The sequence below is a fragment of the Microcoleus sp. bin38.metabat.b11b12b14.051 genome (genome assembly GCF_013299165.1).
GTDB lineage: Bacteria > Cyanobacteriota > Cyanobacteriia > Cyanobacteriales > Microcoleaceae > Microcoleus.
This window is the reverse complement of sequence record NZ_JAAFKD010000002.1, coordinates 69,001-84,182: the sequence shown is the minus strand read 5'-3', so window position 1 is coordinate 84,182 and position 15,182 is coordinate 69,001. Positions and strand designations below refer to the sequence as shown.

General features: G+C 44.9%; 11 protein-coding genes. 6 read left to right on the top strand and 5 right to left on the bottom strand.

The window, feature by feature from the left end; all coding sequences use genetic code 11:
- Nucleotides 1-226 precede the first annotated feature (226 nt).
- Nucleotides 227-1,393 carry a pyridoxal phosphate-dependent aminotransferase gene (locus QZW47_RS02920; RefSeq protein WP_293123622.1) on the bottom strand — a complete coding sequence of 389 codons (1,167 nt, stop codon included), beginning with the start codon at nt 1,391-1,393 and terminating at the stop codon, nt 227-229.
- A 196-nt stretch (nt 1,394-1,589) separates the two neighbouring features.
- Between QZW47_RS02920 and QZW47_RS02915 the strand changes: the two genes are divergently transcribed.
- Both QZW47_RS02915 and QZW47_RS02910 read left to right on the top strand, forming a co-directional pair.
- The gene (locus QZW47_RS02915) at nt 1,590-2,102 is read left to right on the top strand and encodes an adenine phosphoribosyltransferase (RefSeq protein WP_293123619.1); all 513 of its coding nucleotides are present in this window, start codon (nt 1,590-1,592) and stop codon (nt 2,100-2,102) included.
- A gap of 357 nt (nt 2,103-2,459) precedes the next feature.
- Nucleotides 2,460-3,500 carry an ABC transporter permease gene (locus QZW47_RS02910; RefSeq protein WP_293123617.1) on the top strand — a complete coding sequence of 347 codons (1,041 nt, stop codon included), beginning with the start codon at nt 2,460-2,462 and terminating at the stop codon, nt 3,498-3,500.
- A gap of 659 nt (nt 3,501-4,159) precedes the next feature.
- On the opposite strand, the gene QZW47_RS02905 is transcribed toward QZW47_RS02910, so the two are convergent.
- The 4 genes from QZW47_RS02905 to QZW47_RS02890 form a co-directional block, all read right to left on the bottom strand.
- The gene (locus QZW47_RS02905; protein ID WP_293123613.1) at nt 4,160-4,618 is read right to left on the bottom strand and encodes a hypothetical protein; all 459 of its coding nucleotides are present in this window, start codon (nt 4,616-4,618) and stop codon (nt 4,160-4,162) included.
- A 473-nt stretch (nt 4,619-5,091) separates the two neighbouring features.
- The gene (locus QZW47_RS02900) at nt 5,092-6,225 is read right to left on the bottom strand and encodes a carboxylesterase (RefSeq protein WP_293123610.1); all 1,134 of its coding nucleotides are present in this window, start codon (nt 6,223-6,225) and stop codon (nt 5,092-5,094) included.
- An 892-nt stretch (nt 6,226-7,117) separates the two neighbouring features.
- The gene (locus QZW47_RS02895) at nt 7,118-8,752 is read right to left on the bottom strand and encodes a tetratricopeptide repeat protein (protein WP_293123608.1); all 1,635 of its coding nucleotides are present in this window, start codon (nt 8,750-8,752) and stop codon (nt 7,118-7,120) included.
- The gene (locus QZW47_RS02890) at nt 8,698-9,504 is read right to left on the bottom strand and encodes a sigma-70 family RNA polymerase sigma factor (RefSeq protein WP_293123605.1); all 807 of its coding nucleotides are present in this window, start codon (nt 9,502-9,504) and stop codon (nt 8,698-8,700) included. Before QZW47_RS02890 ends, QZW47_RS02895 begins: the two co-directional genes overlap by 55 nt.
- A gap of 630 nt (nt 9,505-10,134) precedes the next feature.
- On the opposite strand from QZW47_RS02890, the gene QZW47_RS02885 reads away from it, so the two are divergent.
- The 4 genes from QZW47_RS02885 (at nt 10,135) to QZW47_RS02870 (ending at nt 15,132) form a co-directional block, all read left to right on the top strand.
- Complete coding sequence (locus QZW47_RS02885; protein ID WP_293123602.1) at nt 10,135-10,479, top strand: DUF4394 domain-containing protein; 345 nt, start codon at nt 10,135-10,137, stop codon at nt 10,477-10,479.
- 231 nt (nt 10,480-10,710) lie between these two features.
- A complete protein-coding gene (locus QZW47_RS02880) occupies nt 10,711-10,998 on the top strand; it encodes a hypothetical protein (protein ID WP_293123599.1) in 288 nt (95 codons plus the stop codon).
- A gap of 204 nt (nt 10,999-11,202) precedes the next feature.
- Nucleotides 11,203-14,685, top strand: coding sequence for a ribonucleoside-triphosphate reductase, adenosylcobalamin-dependent (gene nrdJ, locus QZW47_RS02875; protein WP_293123596.1), 3,483 nt, complete (start codon nt 11,203-11,205; stop codon nt 14,683-14,685).
- A gap of 228 nt (nt 14,686-14,913) precedes the next feature.
- Complete coding sequence (locus tag QZW47_RS02870) at nt 14,914-15,132, top strand: helix-turn-helix transcriptional regulator (protein WP_366930794.1); 219 nt, start codon at nt 14,914-14,916, stop codon at nt 15,130-15,132.
- Nucleotides 15,133-15,182: the final 50 nt, after the last annotated feature.

Below are 15,182 nucleotides of genomic sequence, written 5' to 3'. Positions count from 1 at the left end.
TGACAGTTGACAGTTGGCAGTTGACAGTTGACAGTTGACAGTTGACAGTTGACAGTTGACAGTTGGTCAGTTACTATCAATGACCAATGATATCATGTCCGGTCGATTAGGATAACAAAAAGGGTTCGTAGTGCGGACTTCAGTCCGCTCTAAAGCTGCGGACTGAAGTCCGCACTACAAACGAATGTTATTGCTGTTAATTGATCGGACACGATATGACTAATTTTTAGATACTGCGAACAAATTTATCGAGCCTTTCTACAGCTTTTTTAATTGTGCCTAAATCGGTGGCGTAAGACAAGCGAATATGATCGTCTGCACCAAATGCAATCCCTGGAATAACTGCGACTTGATGCTGTTCTAAGAAAGCATCGCAAAATTGCAGAGAAGTCATTCCAGTTTTACTGATATTGACAAACATATAGAAAGCGCCGTCTGGTTTGATGCAGCTAATTCCGGGGATGGCATCGAGCAATTCAAATATTACCTCACGCCGATCGGCAAAAGCTAAGCGCATTTTTTCCACAGACTCTTGGCTGCTTTCCAAAGCTGCGATCGCCCCGTACTGTGCAAAAGTACACACGTTTGAGGTACTGTGACCTTGAATGGTGCTGGTGGCTTTGATTAATTCAAGCGAGCCGGCCAAATAGCCAATGCGCCAACCTGTCATCGCATAACCCTTAGCAAAACCGCTGCTGATTATGGTGCGATCGAATATTTCTTTACCCAGGGAACCGATGCTGACGTGTTGGGCGCCCTCATATATAATTTTTTCGTAAATTTCGTCAGAAACGACTAAGATATCTCGATCGACTATCACCTCGGCGAGCGCTTTGATTTCTGCGGGAGTGTACACCATTCCCGTCGGGTTAGAAGGCGTATTCAGCACAAATAACTTGGTTTTGGGAGTGATCGCTCGATTTAGTTGTTCCGGTGTAATTTTATATCCTGTCGAAGCATCTGTCCGTACAATTACGGGCTTACCGCTAGCGAGTTTGACCATTTCGGGATAGCTCAGCCAGTACGGAGCGGGGATAATGACTTCATCTCCCGGCTCGATCAGAGCCATCATCAGATTGTAGAGCGAATGCTTGCCACCGTTGGTAACAAGGATATTTTCCGGTTGATAGTTGAGATTGTTGTCGTCGCGGAGTTTGCGGGCGATCGCAGCTTTTAACTGCGGTTCCCCAGCCACAGGGCCGTACTTAGTCTTCCCCGCGTCCAAAGCTTGCTTAGCCGCTGTTTTAATGTGTTCGGGGGTATCAAAGTCGGGTTCTCCCGTACTCAAACTACAAACATCAATCCCTTCGGCCCTCATGGCTTTAGCCTTAGCTGCGATCGCCAAGGTTATCGAAGGAGGAACCTCACCCACTCGTGCTGCCAACTTGATCATTGGATTTTAGATATTATATTTTTGACTTTAGATCATAGGTTGACAAATCTTGATATTCAACCCTGTCGTTAGGAAATTATGACATTTGTTTACGTATAGTGAATCTAAAATCTAAAATCTAAAATTTAAAATCGATTGAGGTTATGATTGTAGCATTTTTGATGCCTCGTTACCCTCAACCCCGATCTGCAAGCTTATGGATCTCAAATCTCTGATTCGCGACATTCCTGATTTCCCCAAGCCGGGAATTATGTTTCGAGACATTACAACTTTGCTCTGCAACCCCCAAGGACTGAGCTACACTATTGACACTTTAGCCGAAAAATGCTCTGCAATGTCTGCTGACTATGTGGTCGGCATGGAATCGCGGGGCTTCATCTTTGGCACGCCTTTGGCTTATAAAATGGGAGTGGGCTTTATTCCTGTTCGCAAACCGGGGAAACTACCAGGAGAAGTTTATTTTGCTGAGTACGAGTTGGAGTATGGTGTCGATCGACTGGAAATGCACAAAGATGCCATGAAACCCGGCAGCCGGGTGCTGGTTGTGGACGATTTAATCGCCACTGGCGGCACAGCGGCGGCGACGGTTCAGTTGTTGCAGCAAGCGGGCTGCGAACTTGTCGGTTTTGCTTTTGTGATTGAATTGCAGGCTTTGGGCGGGCGGCAGAAATTGCCGGATGTGCCGATCGTCAGCTTGGTTGAATATTAGTCAGTTGACAGTTGACAGAAGAGCCCGCCCGCGGAGTCGAGGGGTTGACAGCTTGCGCGCTCGCGACTTGCCCGCCCGCGAAGTCGAGGGGAGTCGAAGAGTTGACAGAAGTCAGTCGTCAGTTGTCAGTTGTCAGTTGTCATTAGTCCGATCGCGTCCGATCGATTAACCATAATAAAAGAGGTTTGTAGTGAGGACTTTAGTCCGCATTTGGCTTAAACCCGCAAGCAAGGACTTCCGCCATCACTACAAACATATAGCAATCCTATGAGCCGCGATCGATGCTTCACAAACAATTCATCAATCAAGCATCCCAAATTTCCAATCTAAAATCTAAAATCTAAAATCTAAAATTGTATGACTTCTGTTAAAGTAAATCGAAATGGGCGAATCTTGAGTTATATATTTGGCAACGAGACATTTAGCTATGTTGTCAAGCGACTGTTGCAAGCACTTTTAACCCTATTTTTAGCATCGGCTCTTTGTTTTGCAATTATTGAACTAGCACCGGGAAATTACTTAGATACTTTAAGCCAAAATCCCAAGATTTCGCCGGAGACACTCAAGCAACTCGAACAGCAATTCGGCTTAGATAAACCAGCGATTGTGCAATATGGGCTGTGGCTGAAACAAATTCTGACACAGGGGAATTTTGGCACGAGTTTTGTGTATCAGCGATCCGTAGCGTCGCTGCTGTGGGAACGGGTACCGGCGACGTTATTGATGGCGATCGCCTCTTTATTGGTAACTTGGGCGATCGCACTGCCTTTGGGAATTGTCGCGGCTGTCAATCAAAACCGTACAGTCGATCGGGTTTTGCAAGTAGTCAGCTACACGGGACAAGGATTTCCCAGCTTTATCACAGCCTTGCTGCTGCTATTTTTTGCTCAGAATACCTCGCCTCTTTTCCCAGTTGGAGGAATGACAAGCATCGATCATGCAGACTTACCTTGGTGGGGTCAAATCCTCGATTACTGCTGGCACTTAATCTTGCCAACAGTCGCCCTCAGCGTTACAGGTTTTGCTGGTTTGCAAAGATTGATGCGCGGACAATTATTAGACGTGCTGCGTCAAGATTATATCCGCACAGCACGGGCTAAAGGTTTGCCGGACAATCGAGTAATTTACATTCACGCTCTGCGGAATGCGATTAATCCCTTAGTGACGCTGTTGGGTTTTGAGTTTGCGAGTTTGTTGAGCGGTGCGTTTATTGCTGAATTTTTCTTTAATTGGCCTGGTTTGGGAAAGCTGACTTTGGATGCGGTGAACAATCAAGACTTGTATTTAGTCATGGCGAGTTTGATGATGGGCGCTACCATGTTGATTGTTGGTAATTTGTTTGCGGATTTGCTGTTGAAGGCGGTCGATCCTCGGATTAAGCTGGAAAATCTTAAATAGTGCGATCGCGGAATTATATTATCATGTCCGATCGATTACTCTAACAAAAACCATTTGTAGTGTGGACTTTAGTCCGCTTCCATGCTGCAGACTGAAGTCCGCACTACAAACCTGATTGATTGCGGTCGATCGACAGGACACAATATTATAGAAACCGCCAAGGTGGTTAGGACATTCTGAACTACTGAAACCCTTGATTCTATTCCCTTCTTCCCCTAGTCCCCAGTAAGAGAGACCCTAGGGAGTGTTTTCAAACTACTCCTTGAGGCCCCGATCCCCCTCGCATCCCCCTTAAAAAGGGGGACTTTAAGAGCCTTTCTCCCCCCTTTTTAAGCTACCGTGTACACACAACTTGCCAAAACCTTGCTGTGTCTGACACAAGCGGCATTTAGGCAAGGTTTTTAGATTATCAAGACTATTGTCAATAGTTCTGGCTTATTGATAATAGTTAACGGGAAATCAAGGATTAAAAAAATAAATATCCGTTTTTTTCCATCATTTGATTTTCTACTCGACTTGTGTGTACACAGTAGCCTTTTTAAGGGGGGCCGGGGGATCTTAGAGTTTGAAAACACGCCCTAGTCCCTTGCTATATATCAGAGGTAGGGACGCGGCATTGCCGCGTCCCTACAGGGATCTATATTATTGCTGGTTGTGCCTTAATCCGGGAAATCAGGGCTTAAAGTAATCGAAAAAGGAACATCTGGGTTTGGTCTAAAATCACTTCCTTCTGCTGTATACTGCGTATTTCCAGCTTTTAAAACAGCAGGTCCACCACAAGCTTTAATTAAGTCAGTACCATTCCTGACTCTGGTATTTACACAGCCGAATTCACTAGATCCATCAGGTCCGATAATTGAAATCGAATTCAAGATTCCAATTTCACGCGCAGGTAAAGTAACCACAGCAGAACGAACAGTCAGATTGTTGGGAACAGGAATGGCTTTGAGGTCAACGGTAAACTTGCCTCCAGTAATGTAAATTGTTTCCGTGATATCATCTGGAACTGCAAATGAAACGCGATAATCTCCCGAGGAGGCTGCTAGGGCGATTCCACCAGTAAAAAAGACCGTCATTGCCAAAATACAGCTCAAAAAGACTGCATAATTTTTTTTCATTTTTTCTCCTTCTAGTTAATGCAAATGATTGGGTTTCTTGTCAGTTAATGCGCGAATATTGAATTGCTTCGCATATATAGCCTTTCTCAGAAAGATGAGGTACTATCCGACGGCATAGGGCATAGGGCATAGGGCATAGGGCATAGGGCATAGGGCATAGGGCATAGGGCATAGGGCATAGTCCAAACCGGGCATAGGGCATAGTCCAAACCGGGCATACCTCGCTTTTTTGAGAACCGCTATAAGTAAGACGATCTAAGGAGGGAATTTGTGATTTTTTGACTTAGGTACTTTTTTTACAAGATTGGCTCAAAACTTGAAGACAAAGGTCAATTCATCAACTACACAAAGGTATAAATTATGAAGAGCGATCGCGCAGTTTCACTGCCAGCAAATAGCGCTCTCTTTTTCAACAAAGAGAGAGCACTCTGTTTTTAATTGCCTTAAAAAATCTTGACAACTGGCATACAGCTTTAACTTATCACTGATGACTGTCTTAAAGACGCGGTGGTAGCTTCTAAGCTTTCACATTTTTTAGGCCAAGACTCATCTATCGGCTTGACAGGTGTATTATTTGACCATTTTCCCATATCGAACTGCAAGGTATCAACTGCTGTACCTTGGATCGCTCGATCGAGCGCAAACCATATATAACGCCAGTTCAAGTCGTCCGCTTGGGACTTAGCACCTCCTAATGCTTTAGCCAAAAAGTCAGGCAACAAAGCTTTCGTATCGGTTACAGATTGATTGTGATTCGCAGATAAACTCGGGTTGCCAGTATCATCGCTGTTAGAAAAGTAAATTTTCTTATGTTTGCTGGCTATTGCCTCAAAAGGATGTTTCCAAGAACATGGAGAGACGATCGTATCTTGCTTTCCGTGAAGGATTGCCACGGGCACGGTTAAGCTTTTGCCAGTATCTTCAATCTTCATCGGGTTTTTGACAAAGGGAGAACCCTTAAAATATCGATCGAGCAAGTCTCGAACAAAAGCCGGAAGATTGGATAGAGAATCTGGTACTGGATCGGCGGCAACCACTTGCAGCGGCATCAGTTTTTGTTGCTCTTGAGAAAGGTAGTAAGGCCAGCTAAGAGCGAACAAACCTCCCATAGAATGACCGAAAAAATAAACATCTATATTGGCATCGCTCAGCTTTTGCGCTGGCTGAGTTTGCGGTATTGTTACGCGATCGAATGCGCCTGAGGTACTCTTTATAGCAGCTTTTATCCAATCTTTGGGACTGGAATGCAAGCTTTCTACTACCGCCGATATCAGTTCAATCTCATGTTCAATTTGACATTGACCCTCGTCTTTATAACTGTCTTTTTGATAATCTGGGAAAAAGACAAAATATCCTTGTTTTACGAGATGTTCTAAGTGGGTTTCGTAAAGAGCTGGTATACCTAAAGAAAACCCGTGCAGGTAAACTACAGCTTTAAAATTATTGGTTTTGGGATCGCGGTAGGGCGTGTCAGGTACGTAGGATTTAATGTAATTACCCTGCTGGTGGCTTCCCGCGATCGAAGTTTGATAGGTTGGTGAAATGTAAGAATAATCAGGTTCTGTTGGTGGCTGAGGCTTGCGAGAATGTAAAGTTACGCTGGACATAGATGAGTCATCTCCCTGCTTTTATCATCTGGTTGATTGTTGCTTTCATTGTTTTTTCCTCTCAATTGTTAGTTTGAAAAGTTTTTGCACATTTGAGACTTGTTAATCAGAGCTTGTATCTCTGACAAGCCTCAGCAAACAAACGCTCGATCGCTCTCGCTTTTGCTTGCTCTATCTATAAGACAATACGGTTTACTTGTATTGGGTGGGTTTTGCCTTAATACAGTCGATTATTTCATGAATTATTCGCTAAACCCACCCCTACCGCAATATGGTTGGCTTAAGAAATTCGTCAAAAATCCTTAAGTAAACCGTATTGATCTATAAGACGCTCGCGCAGATCGATTTGGGAATTTTTTGAGTTACGAGCATTTTTGGCAAAATAGGCGCAAAAGTCGAAAAAAATCTGCTTTTTTGCAGCAAAACCTTACAGCAGAAAGCGCGCACCCGCGATCGCGATCTTTAAATGTTTCCACCAGTACCCGCCCTGCTATCACCCAAATACTCCAGCGGTGGGGGTAAGGCTTACTGCATCGACTTGTCTAGATAGTTACTCTACCCAGCACGAGGGTAGGTGAAACAGGTTTAGCTAGACTTATGAAGTTTTGTTACTATTTTGTTCTACTTTTGAGGCTTTTTTCGACTTACCCACCTATTTTGAAAAAATTGCCTCTAACTCGAAAAATTTCACAAACTGCCCTCTGACAATAGTTCGGACAGTTTTTTAACGACCCTGTAAGCCTTGCGGAGGAAGCCCTGCCATTATTAACGCATTTTAGGAAACTTAGGGCTGGACTTAAACCTTAAAAACATAGTCTACCATATAGCCAGCAAGGGTTTCGGACACTCTATCGCATCTAAAACTGTCCGAAGTATTGATAGAAATAAAAGTTCACAAATGTTTTAAAACGTCTTTAACTTCAGAACGTGCGGGGTAAAACAATTGCTCGGACAGTGCCTTGCGGTAAGCTTGTTTGGCACCCGATCGATCGCCCAATGCCAGCAATACTTTCCCTTGCCAGTAATCAGCCGTCACCGGGTTAAACTCCTTTAATGTTTTGGCCAGATGCAAGGCTGCTTCCCACCATCGCCGACTTTTTGCCTCTTCTCCCAATTCCCGATAACTTTCTGCCAGCCATGCCACCGCAGGGAGCGATCGCACGTAACCCCCTTCTGACAAGCATTCCCACCCCCGCAGCATCACTTCAACTGCTTCTTGGTGTCTCCCCGCTAAAGCCAACACCCGCCCGTGTCGAAACCAAGCGTCGGCTAGATCCGGCTGAAGTTGCGGCCCCTTGGCAGAAAGTACGCAACCGCGATCGCAATCCTTAAATGTTTCCACCAATACCCTCCCTGCTGTCACCCAAATACTCCACCGATGGGGAAAGCGTTCTAGCATTTCTTCTATGAGGGAAGGGGAAGTAGTTTCGATCGGTTGATGTTCTTGCCCCCCCTTGTTGAAGGAGGCATCGGGGGAATTGATGCGAAATTCCTCCAATCTGCCGGCAGCAGGCAAAATCTCGCACAGTGCGCGATAGATTTCACTGTCTTTCTGATACAGCGCATAAGCTTTCAAAATTGCATCGGCTGCTGCCTGGGAATTGCTAGTGTGGAAGAGACACCGGGCATAGTGATACCAGCCATTAGGACTTTTGGGGTGTGCCTGCGTAAACTCGAGCAACAGTGCAATTGCTTTGTCCCGCTCGCCCCGGCACAGATGGTAAAATGACAAAACCTGATGAGCGCTGGCAGAATTAGGAGTCAAAGCTAAGGCAGCTTTTATCAATTGCTTGGTGTGTTTGCCCTCATCGCCGGAAATTAACCCTCGGTGGCAGCGATAAGTCGCTAGCAATTCGATCGCGCGACAATCATTGGGAGCTAATTCGATCGTTCTTTCCAAACGCCTCTCGGCTTCTTGAAAGTTGCCGCTAACTAACAACAGAGGGCAACTCTGGCTTAAAGCAACAGCATCATCTGGGTTGAGGGATAAGACGGCTTCAAAGGCACGCAGCGCTGCCACAGGGGATTCTGCATCCAAGTGAACCTGCGCTAGGGCGTACCAGTGGGCGGGGTTGTCGGGTTCTGCGGAGGCGGCACAGGAGAAGAGTTGAACGGCTGTGAAAGGGCGATCGCGACAAGCTTCAATTAAGCCATTGATATGCTGTTGAGTTGAAATATGGTGCGACAACGGCAAAGCATTTTGATAAGCTGCGATCGCCTCTGTATTGTTTCCCATGAGATGCAAAATTTTCCCCAGTTGCAGACACACATCCATCAAACGGGGCTGGCGAACGAGCACTTGGCGGTATTCCTGAACGGCTTGTTGCCACTGTCCCGAACTGTAAAGGCGATCGGCTAATTCTAAACGTTTCTTCCATCCCGAAGGATACTGCTGCACGTAATTGCTTAAGGTTTTCAGTTTCTGTTCTTGTCGGTTAGGCTTCTCTTCTAAAACGAGGTAAGCATTCATTTCTAATCCAGAAAGCTGGACGAGCTGTACCATATATGCGGGAGTTTTTCCAGACATATTGCAGTAATTTTGTAATTAATTAATCCTGAAGTACACCTTGTATTTATCAATATTTTTGTAGTTGGCAATTTGTCGCAACTAACCTGTTTTTTATTGTTTTTTACAATAGAAAATCCAGGTTTTGTATCTATTTTTCTTACTTCCGTTTCGCTCGAACAAGTTGGTTCTTGCAATTGGGAGTTATCTAAGCCTAAAACATAGCTGTGCAACTTTTTTTGCAGAATTATTCGTGCTTGTTGCACCCTTTTTCGCGCGCTGTCGTTGGAGATTGCCAGTTGTTTGGCAATTTCTTGGTACGGCATTTCTTGGTAGCAGCGCAGGAGAAAAGCAGTACGGAGTTTTGTTGGTAAAGCATCCACAGCATTGCGGATGCAAGCATCCAATTCACGGTTTATAATTATTGCTTCTGGAGATGTCATGCTAGCAAAAACAGACGAGTCTTCTGTAGCAGCAATTTTTTCAAATCTATCGATTCTTATGGCTGCTTTAACACGTTCTCGGTGCATATCCATGCAGAGGTTGTGAGTTAGTTTAGTCAGCCACGCTTTGGGATTAGTAACTTTACTTGCAACTTCAAGCCATTTTTCCCAAGCTTTGATTCTGGCTCGACTGAGCGCTTCTTCAGCTTGCTCGTGATTGCCTTTCATCCAACTCAGGCAGCGCTTATAGAGATAGTCTTGATGCTGCAACCACAACTGCCAAAAGTCGGTGTCATCCCTCTCATCCTTCTTAACCCGAAAATCTTTCACTTTTATTCGATTTTCTAAATACACTGGATTTTTCATGAGATAACTAAAGGAGATTTACAAAAATGTTTTGAGTTTTTGCAATAATAACTAATCTGCTAATCTAGCATTTCTACTGGGCTATTAAGTCATGTAGTATTAGTTAAAAAAAGTTCTACTTTCTGAATTAAATATACCGCCCACTTCTTGACAATCCAAGTCTTGCATAAAATTTATGGGGCTGGTATGGTTGTATCAAAACTTTACATTTCTTGTTTTTCTTAAACTGAATCAGGCGACAGGAAGCGATTTTATATAGAACCCATTTGAGTTTTTTGAGGCTGCAAACGCTTTAACTTGACAAAGTTAATATGTATCCGCTCAATAAATCGGGGGAAATCGCTCACTGATAAGTCTCAAACATCGCAAAATCGTTCCCAACACGGTAGCCTACCCCGATTTATTGAGCTACCGCGTACACACAACTTGCCAAAACCTTGCTGTGTCTGACACAACCCGCATTTAGACAAGGTTTTTAGACGCTCGATCCTATTATCAATAGTTTTAATTTATTGATAATGGCTGACGGGAAATCAAGGATTTAAAAAATAAATTTCCGTTTTTTTGCGTCATTTGATTTCCAACTCGACTTGTGTGTACACCGTAGCCGCCGGCGCGGGGGCTACCTATGTGAATAACTTTGCCGGGGCGACTTCGACAACGCTGTTTGTAATTGACAGCAATTCGGATGTTTTGGTGCGGCAAGATCCGCCGAATAATGGAGTGTTGAATACGATCGGATCTTTGGGAATTGACGCTTCTACCGTCCTTGGCTTTGATATCAGGAGTGTTGGCGGCAACGAAACGGCTTTGGCTGCGATCGATGTTGGCGGAGTTTCGAGCCTGTACAATATTAATCTGACGACTGGTCGGGCTTCGATCGTCGGTCAAATTGGCGACGGGCGATCGATTAAAGGTTTGGCACTGACTTTGATTTAAATGCTAAATTCCAGCGATTTTAGATTGACTTTAGGGCAATCTAAAATCGACTTGGATTGCATTTATTCGCTCTCTTATCTTGAAAATATCTGCGTCCATCTGCGTTGATCTACCTTGCATCTGCGGTTGACCGGCTCTATCAAAGATGCAATGCAAGTCTAATCGTTTGGGCAATTCCCAATTCCCAATTCCCAATTTGAGGTAACATATTATTTTGACAAAAAAGATAAAATGTTATCCCAAGTTTTTTACTTGCTACGTTCTCGCGCGGATGGCAAATATCTCTCCGCTAATCCCAATCCAGATTCGGCAGTTAGTTACTTGCTGATGTTTCGCGAAGACTATGATGCTTTGAGCTATCTCAACGCTCACGCGGCCGAGGTTGCCGATCGATTTGCAGTAGAATCTATCTCCGGTTCGTCGGTGAAAAAGCTACTGGAACGTTGGGGATTTAATGGTGTGGGGGTTGTTCAAGACCCGCTGTTACCCAATATTGAGTTTTTATTGACAAAGAATTGACAATTGACAAGGTTTGTGCATTACCCGGTTTCTGGTAGAAATCGGGTTTTTGCTGAAGTTTTTGACCGATCGCCCGATCGAGCTTCCCGAGTCCGAGGCCCCATATTTAGTGCAAATTGTCAAATTTGTCAAGCTTTTACCCTAAATCTGAATCCTGTTGTATATTCGTAGTTTGATATATTCCGACACGTCAGTACACAACCTATGGTTCGAGAATTAGAGCGATCGAGTGCCAGCGAAAAACGCAACCTGTCCGATTTTCCCGAAACAGCACCCGCAGCCAATCCAGTATTTTTCAGGACTTACAGCCGCCGTACCGAGACAGGGCGGGAGACTTGGGCCGAAGTGTGCGATCGAACCGTCAAGGGTTTACAGAAGCTGGGAAACCTCACCTCCGAAGAAACACAACTGCTGCACCGGATGCAAAACGAGCTCAAAACCCTCGCTTCAGGGCGCTGGCTGTGGGTAGGTGGCAGCAAATGGATCGAACAGCCAGAGAACTTTTCCGGCGCTTATAACTGTTCCTCAACCAACATTCTTGACTGGCGCGCCTTTGGCTTGTTGATGGATTTGGCAATGATGGGCTGCGGCACCGGTGCAGTCTTGGAACCAAAATATATCGATCGACTGCCGCCCATTCGCAACCGCTTAACCGTAACAGTGCAAGGTGCGATCGGCTCAACACCCGCTGCATCCCGCCGCCAAGAAACCGAAGTAAAAATAGACGAAAAAACCGCCACTATCTATGTCGGAGATTCCCGCCAAGGCTGGGTAAAATCCTATCAAACTCTGCTGGAATTATCCACAGATGAAAGATTTGCAGGAGAAGCTGAAATCTTCATCGACTTAAGCGACGTTCGCCCGGTAGGAGAACCTTTAAAAGGCTTTGGCGGAGTCGCAAATCCGGTGAAATTGCCGGAACTTTATCAGCGGTGTGCGGCAATTTTAAATAAGGCTCAAGGGCGGCAGTTAAATTCAGTTGAATGTTGTGTATTGATTGACGAAGCTGCGGTCACAATCGTGGCGGGCAACATACGCAGATGTATCGCTTACGGGACAAAGGTTTCAGCGATTTCTGGCATGAAGCCGATCCAAGATATTCAGGTTGGGGAGTTGGTGTTAACTTCATCCGGTGAATATCGTCCTGTTGTTAATAAATTTATCCAAGGTACTCAGGATGTTGTAGAAATCCGTACCCCAGTGACTTCGATTCGCTGTACTGCTAATCATCGCGTTGCTGTCTATGACGGACTGCGGTCTTACACTTGGAAATATGCAGGCGAATTGCAAAAGGGCGATCGTCTCATATCCGTCCCTCATAATAAAGGTGCTGATTGTGCTAGCACTGATTATGCTTGGCTGGTAGGCTTTTATATTGGAGATGGCTATGCCAATCGGCGAAAAACTGGACAGTCTGAAGTTGTCTTTGCTTTTTCTAAATCCCGACTTGAGGGAAAACTAGGTGAAAAATGCCTTCGTATCCTCCGCAATCTAGGATATACTCCTACTGTTGCTTGTGGGAGCAAGGGAAATTGTGGCTTCATCAAGGTTTATCGGAAAGATCTAGCTGAAGAACTTTTAAAATACAAACAGCCTTGGGGAGTTCCAGTAATTCCAGAAATAATTTGGAAAGGTACTCCTGAAATTAGAGCTGCTTTTATCGCAGGATTGAGCGATGCAGATGGCACTCCTTCCCGAAATGTTTTGGTCAACTCTAGCAAGTTAGAGTTTTTACGAGAAGTGCAAAAGCTAGCTCTCTCGTTAGGAATTGCTACTACCTTGTACGAGCGCGAACCTAAAACTTTGAAAGGTAGAGACAAAATCTATGACGGTTGCCACTGCATTCACATTCGAGGTTTGCAATCCCAAGCTGTAGCTGTAGCTTTAATTAATCAGTTTGCAGTGCGGGATGATTTCACGCTCAAGTTAGCTAAAAAGAATGGGCTGACTTTACCCTATCAATTTGCTAAAGAGTTAGCAGCAACAGGATGGAAACCTGAAACTATTTGTAGGGCTGATGTACTCTGGAGCGATGCCAAAGGGAGACCGGGATATTTCCGAGATGCTAACTTTGACACTCTTTTAGCTGAAGACTTAGTAAATCCTCACTGGTTGCCAATAGAAGTTCTGTTTGTAGCACCGGCGGGTGAAGCTGAAACTTTCGATATTGAAGTCGAAGGTGATCACGAATTTATTGCTGATGGCTTGCTAGTGCACAACAGCGCCGGAATGCGTCAGTTTGAATCTGGTGATGAACTAGGAGCAAATGCTAAAAACAATTTGTGGCAACAAGATGAAAGTGGCAACTGGAGAATCGATCCAGAACGCGATGCCCTTCGTATGGCAAATCATACGCGAGTTTTTCATACCAAACCTACACTAGAAGAATGTATTGATGCCGTCCGCAAACAGTATTATTCGGGCGAAGGTGCGATTCAATGGGCCGGCGAAGCTGTAGCTCGATCGAACGTTGACTTACTTTCTACACCTAGTCTTAAAGTTGAGTTCTTGAAAGCTTACAACGAAGGAAAAGCTAAAGATTGGTTACAGAAATGCTATCCAAAACTGACTGATGAAGAATTAGATCATCGGTTAGTTCGTGTAGGTTTAAACCCCTGTGGTGAAATAATCGGCTCGAATTTTTTCTGCAATTTGTCTGAGATCCACCTCAATCAAATTGACCCTTACAATTTCAAAGAACAAGAGGAAGCTTTCAAAGCAGGAGCTCTATCTGTTGCGGTACTTCTCAATCACAAATTTCTCGAACCCCGCTACCAATACAGCCGCGAATTAGACCCGATTGTCGGCGTATCTTTTACTGGATTGTTCGATTTCTTCGTTCACGCTTTCGGTGTTGAGTGGCTGCGCTGGTGGGTAGAAGGCCGCCCGCAAACTCCCCAGGGAATTGCGTTTAAACAGCGGGAAGAAGAGTATTTGACTGGTTGGCGGGAGATTGTGAATCGGGTAGTATGGGATTATTGCGATCGCCATTCCTTGAAACGCCCCAATCGCTGCACAACCGTGCAACCATCCGGCACCAAATCTCTGCTCACAGGCGCTTCTCCGGGGTGGCATCCGCCCAAAGCCCAGCGTTTTATTCGCCGAATCACTTTCCGCAAGAACGACCCCGTAGCCCTCGCCTGCATCGACTACGGATACAACGTGATTCCGTCGCAATCTGACAAAGATGAAAACGGCAATTTGCTCAACAATCCTTTCGATGAACGCTGCACGGAATGGCTGGTAGAAATACCAGTTGCTGTAAGTTGGGCTGACTTACCCGGTGCTGATGAAATTGACATTAACAAGTTCTCGGCGGCCGCGCAAATGGACTTTTATATGCAAGTGCAAAAGTTCTATGTCAGACACAACACTTCAGCCACAATTGAACTGCGGGAAAATGAAGTTGAAAGCTTGGGAACTCGGATTTACGAAGCGATTCGCGATGACGAAGGCTATATTTCCGCAGCCCTGTTAGCCCGGTTTGATGCTCTCGAAACTTTCCCGCGTTTGCCCTTTGAACCGATAAATAAGGAAACTTACACCAAAATGGTTGCAGAGGCTTTATCGCGTCGCGAAACAGAGGTTTTCCACATAGCTTTAAGGCGTTATGACATGGGTGAAATGATGGATTCCGGGCCTGCGGGCTGCGATTCTGATAAGTGTTTGATGCCTGAGACTAAGTAGATTTAGCTTTAGCTTTAATATGAGAAATCCCCTGCTTTTGGGGATTTTTTTTGTAAAAAAATGCTAAACTCTCGATCGATGCCGTTCTGGACAGTCCTAGGCGCAACTGTCATAATTAAGTAGAATGCGTCATAGCAAATCTGGGTTTTCGACCCCGTTGATTCTTCAAGTCGGCGCAGGCCGACTTTGTTTGTATAGACGCGGTTTCAACCGCCCAGTATAGAAATTATGAAATCGGTACAGTGCATGAGTAGTGTGGGGGAAAAACTAAAACAGCGACGGCAATTGCTGTCTTTGACACAGCAGCAAGTTGCTGATGAATTGGGCGTGACTGTAACCACTGTGAAAAATTGGGAAGCGGGCCGACATATTCCAAAGCTTTATGTGGAACAGACGAAAGCATTGTGCGACCTCCTGAAGCTTTCCCTAGACGATTTGGTAGATTAAATATTTTTTAAATTTGTAAGTAAAAAATAGCACCTAAAAACCAGTGAGGT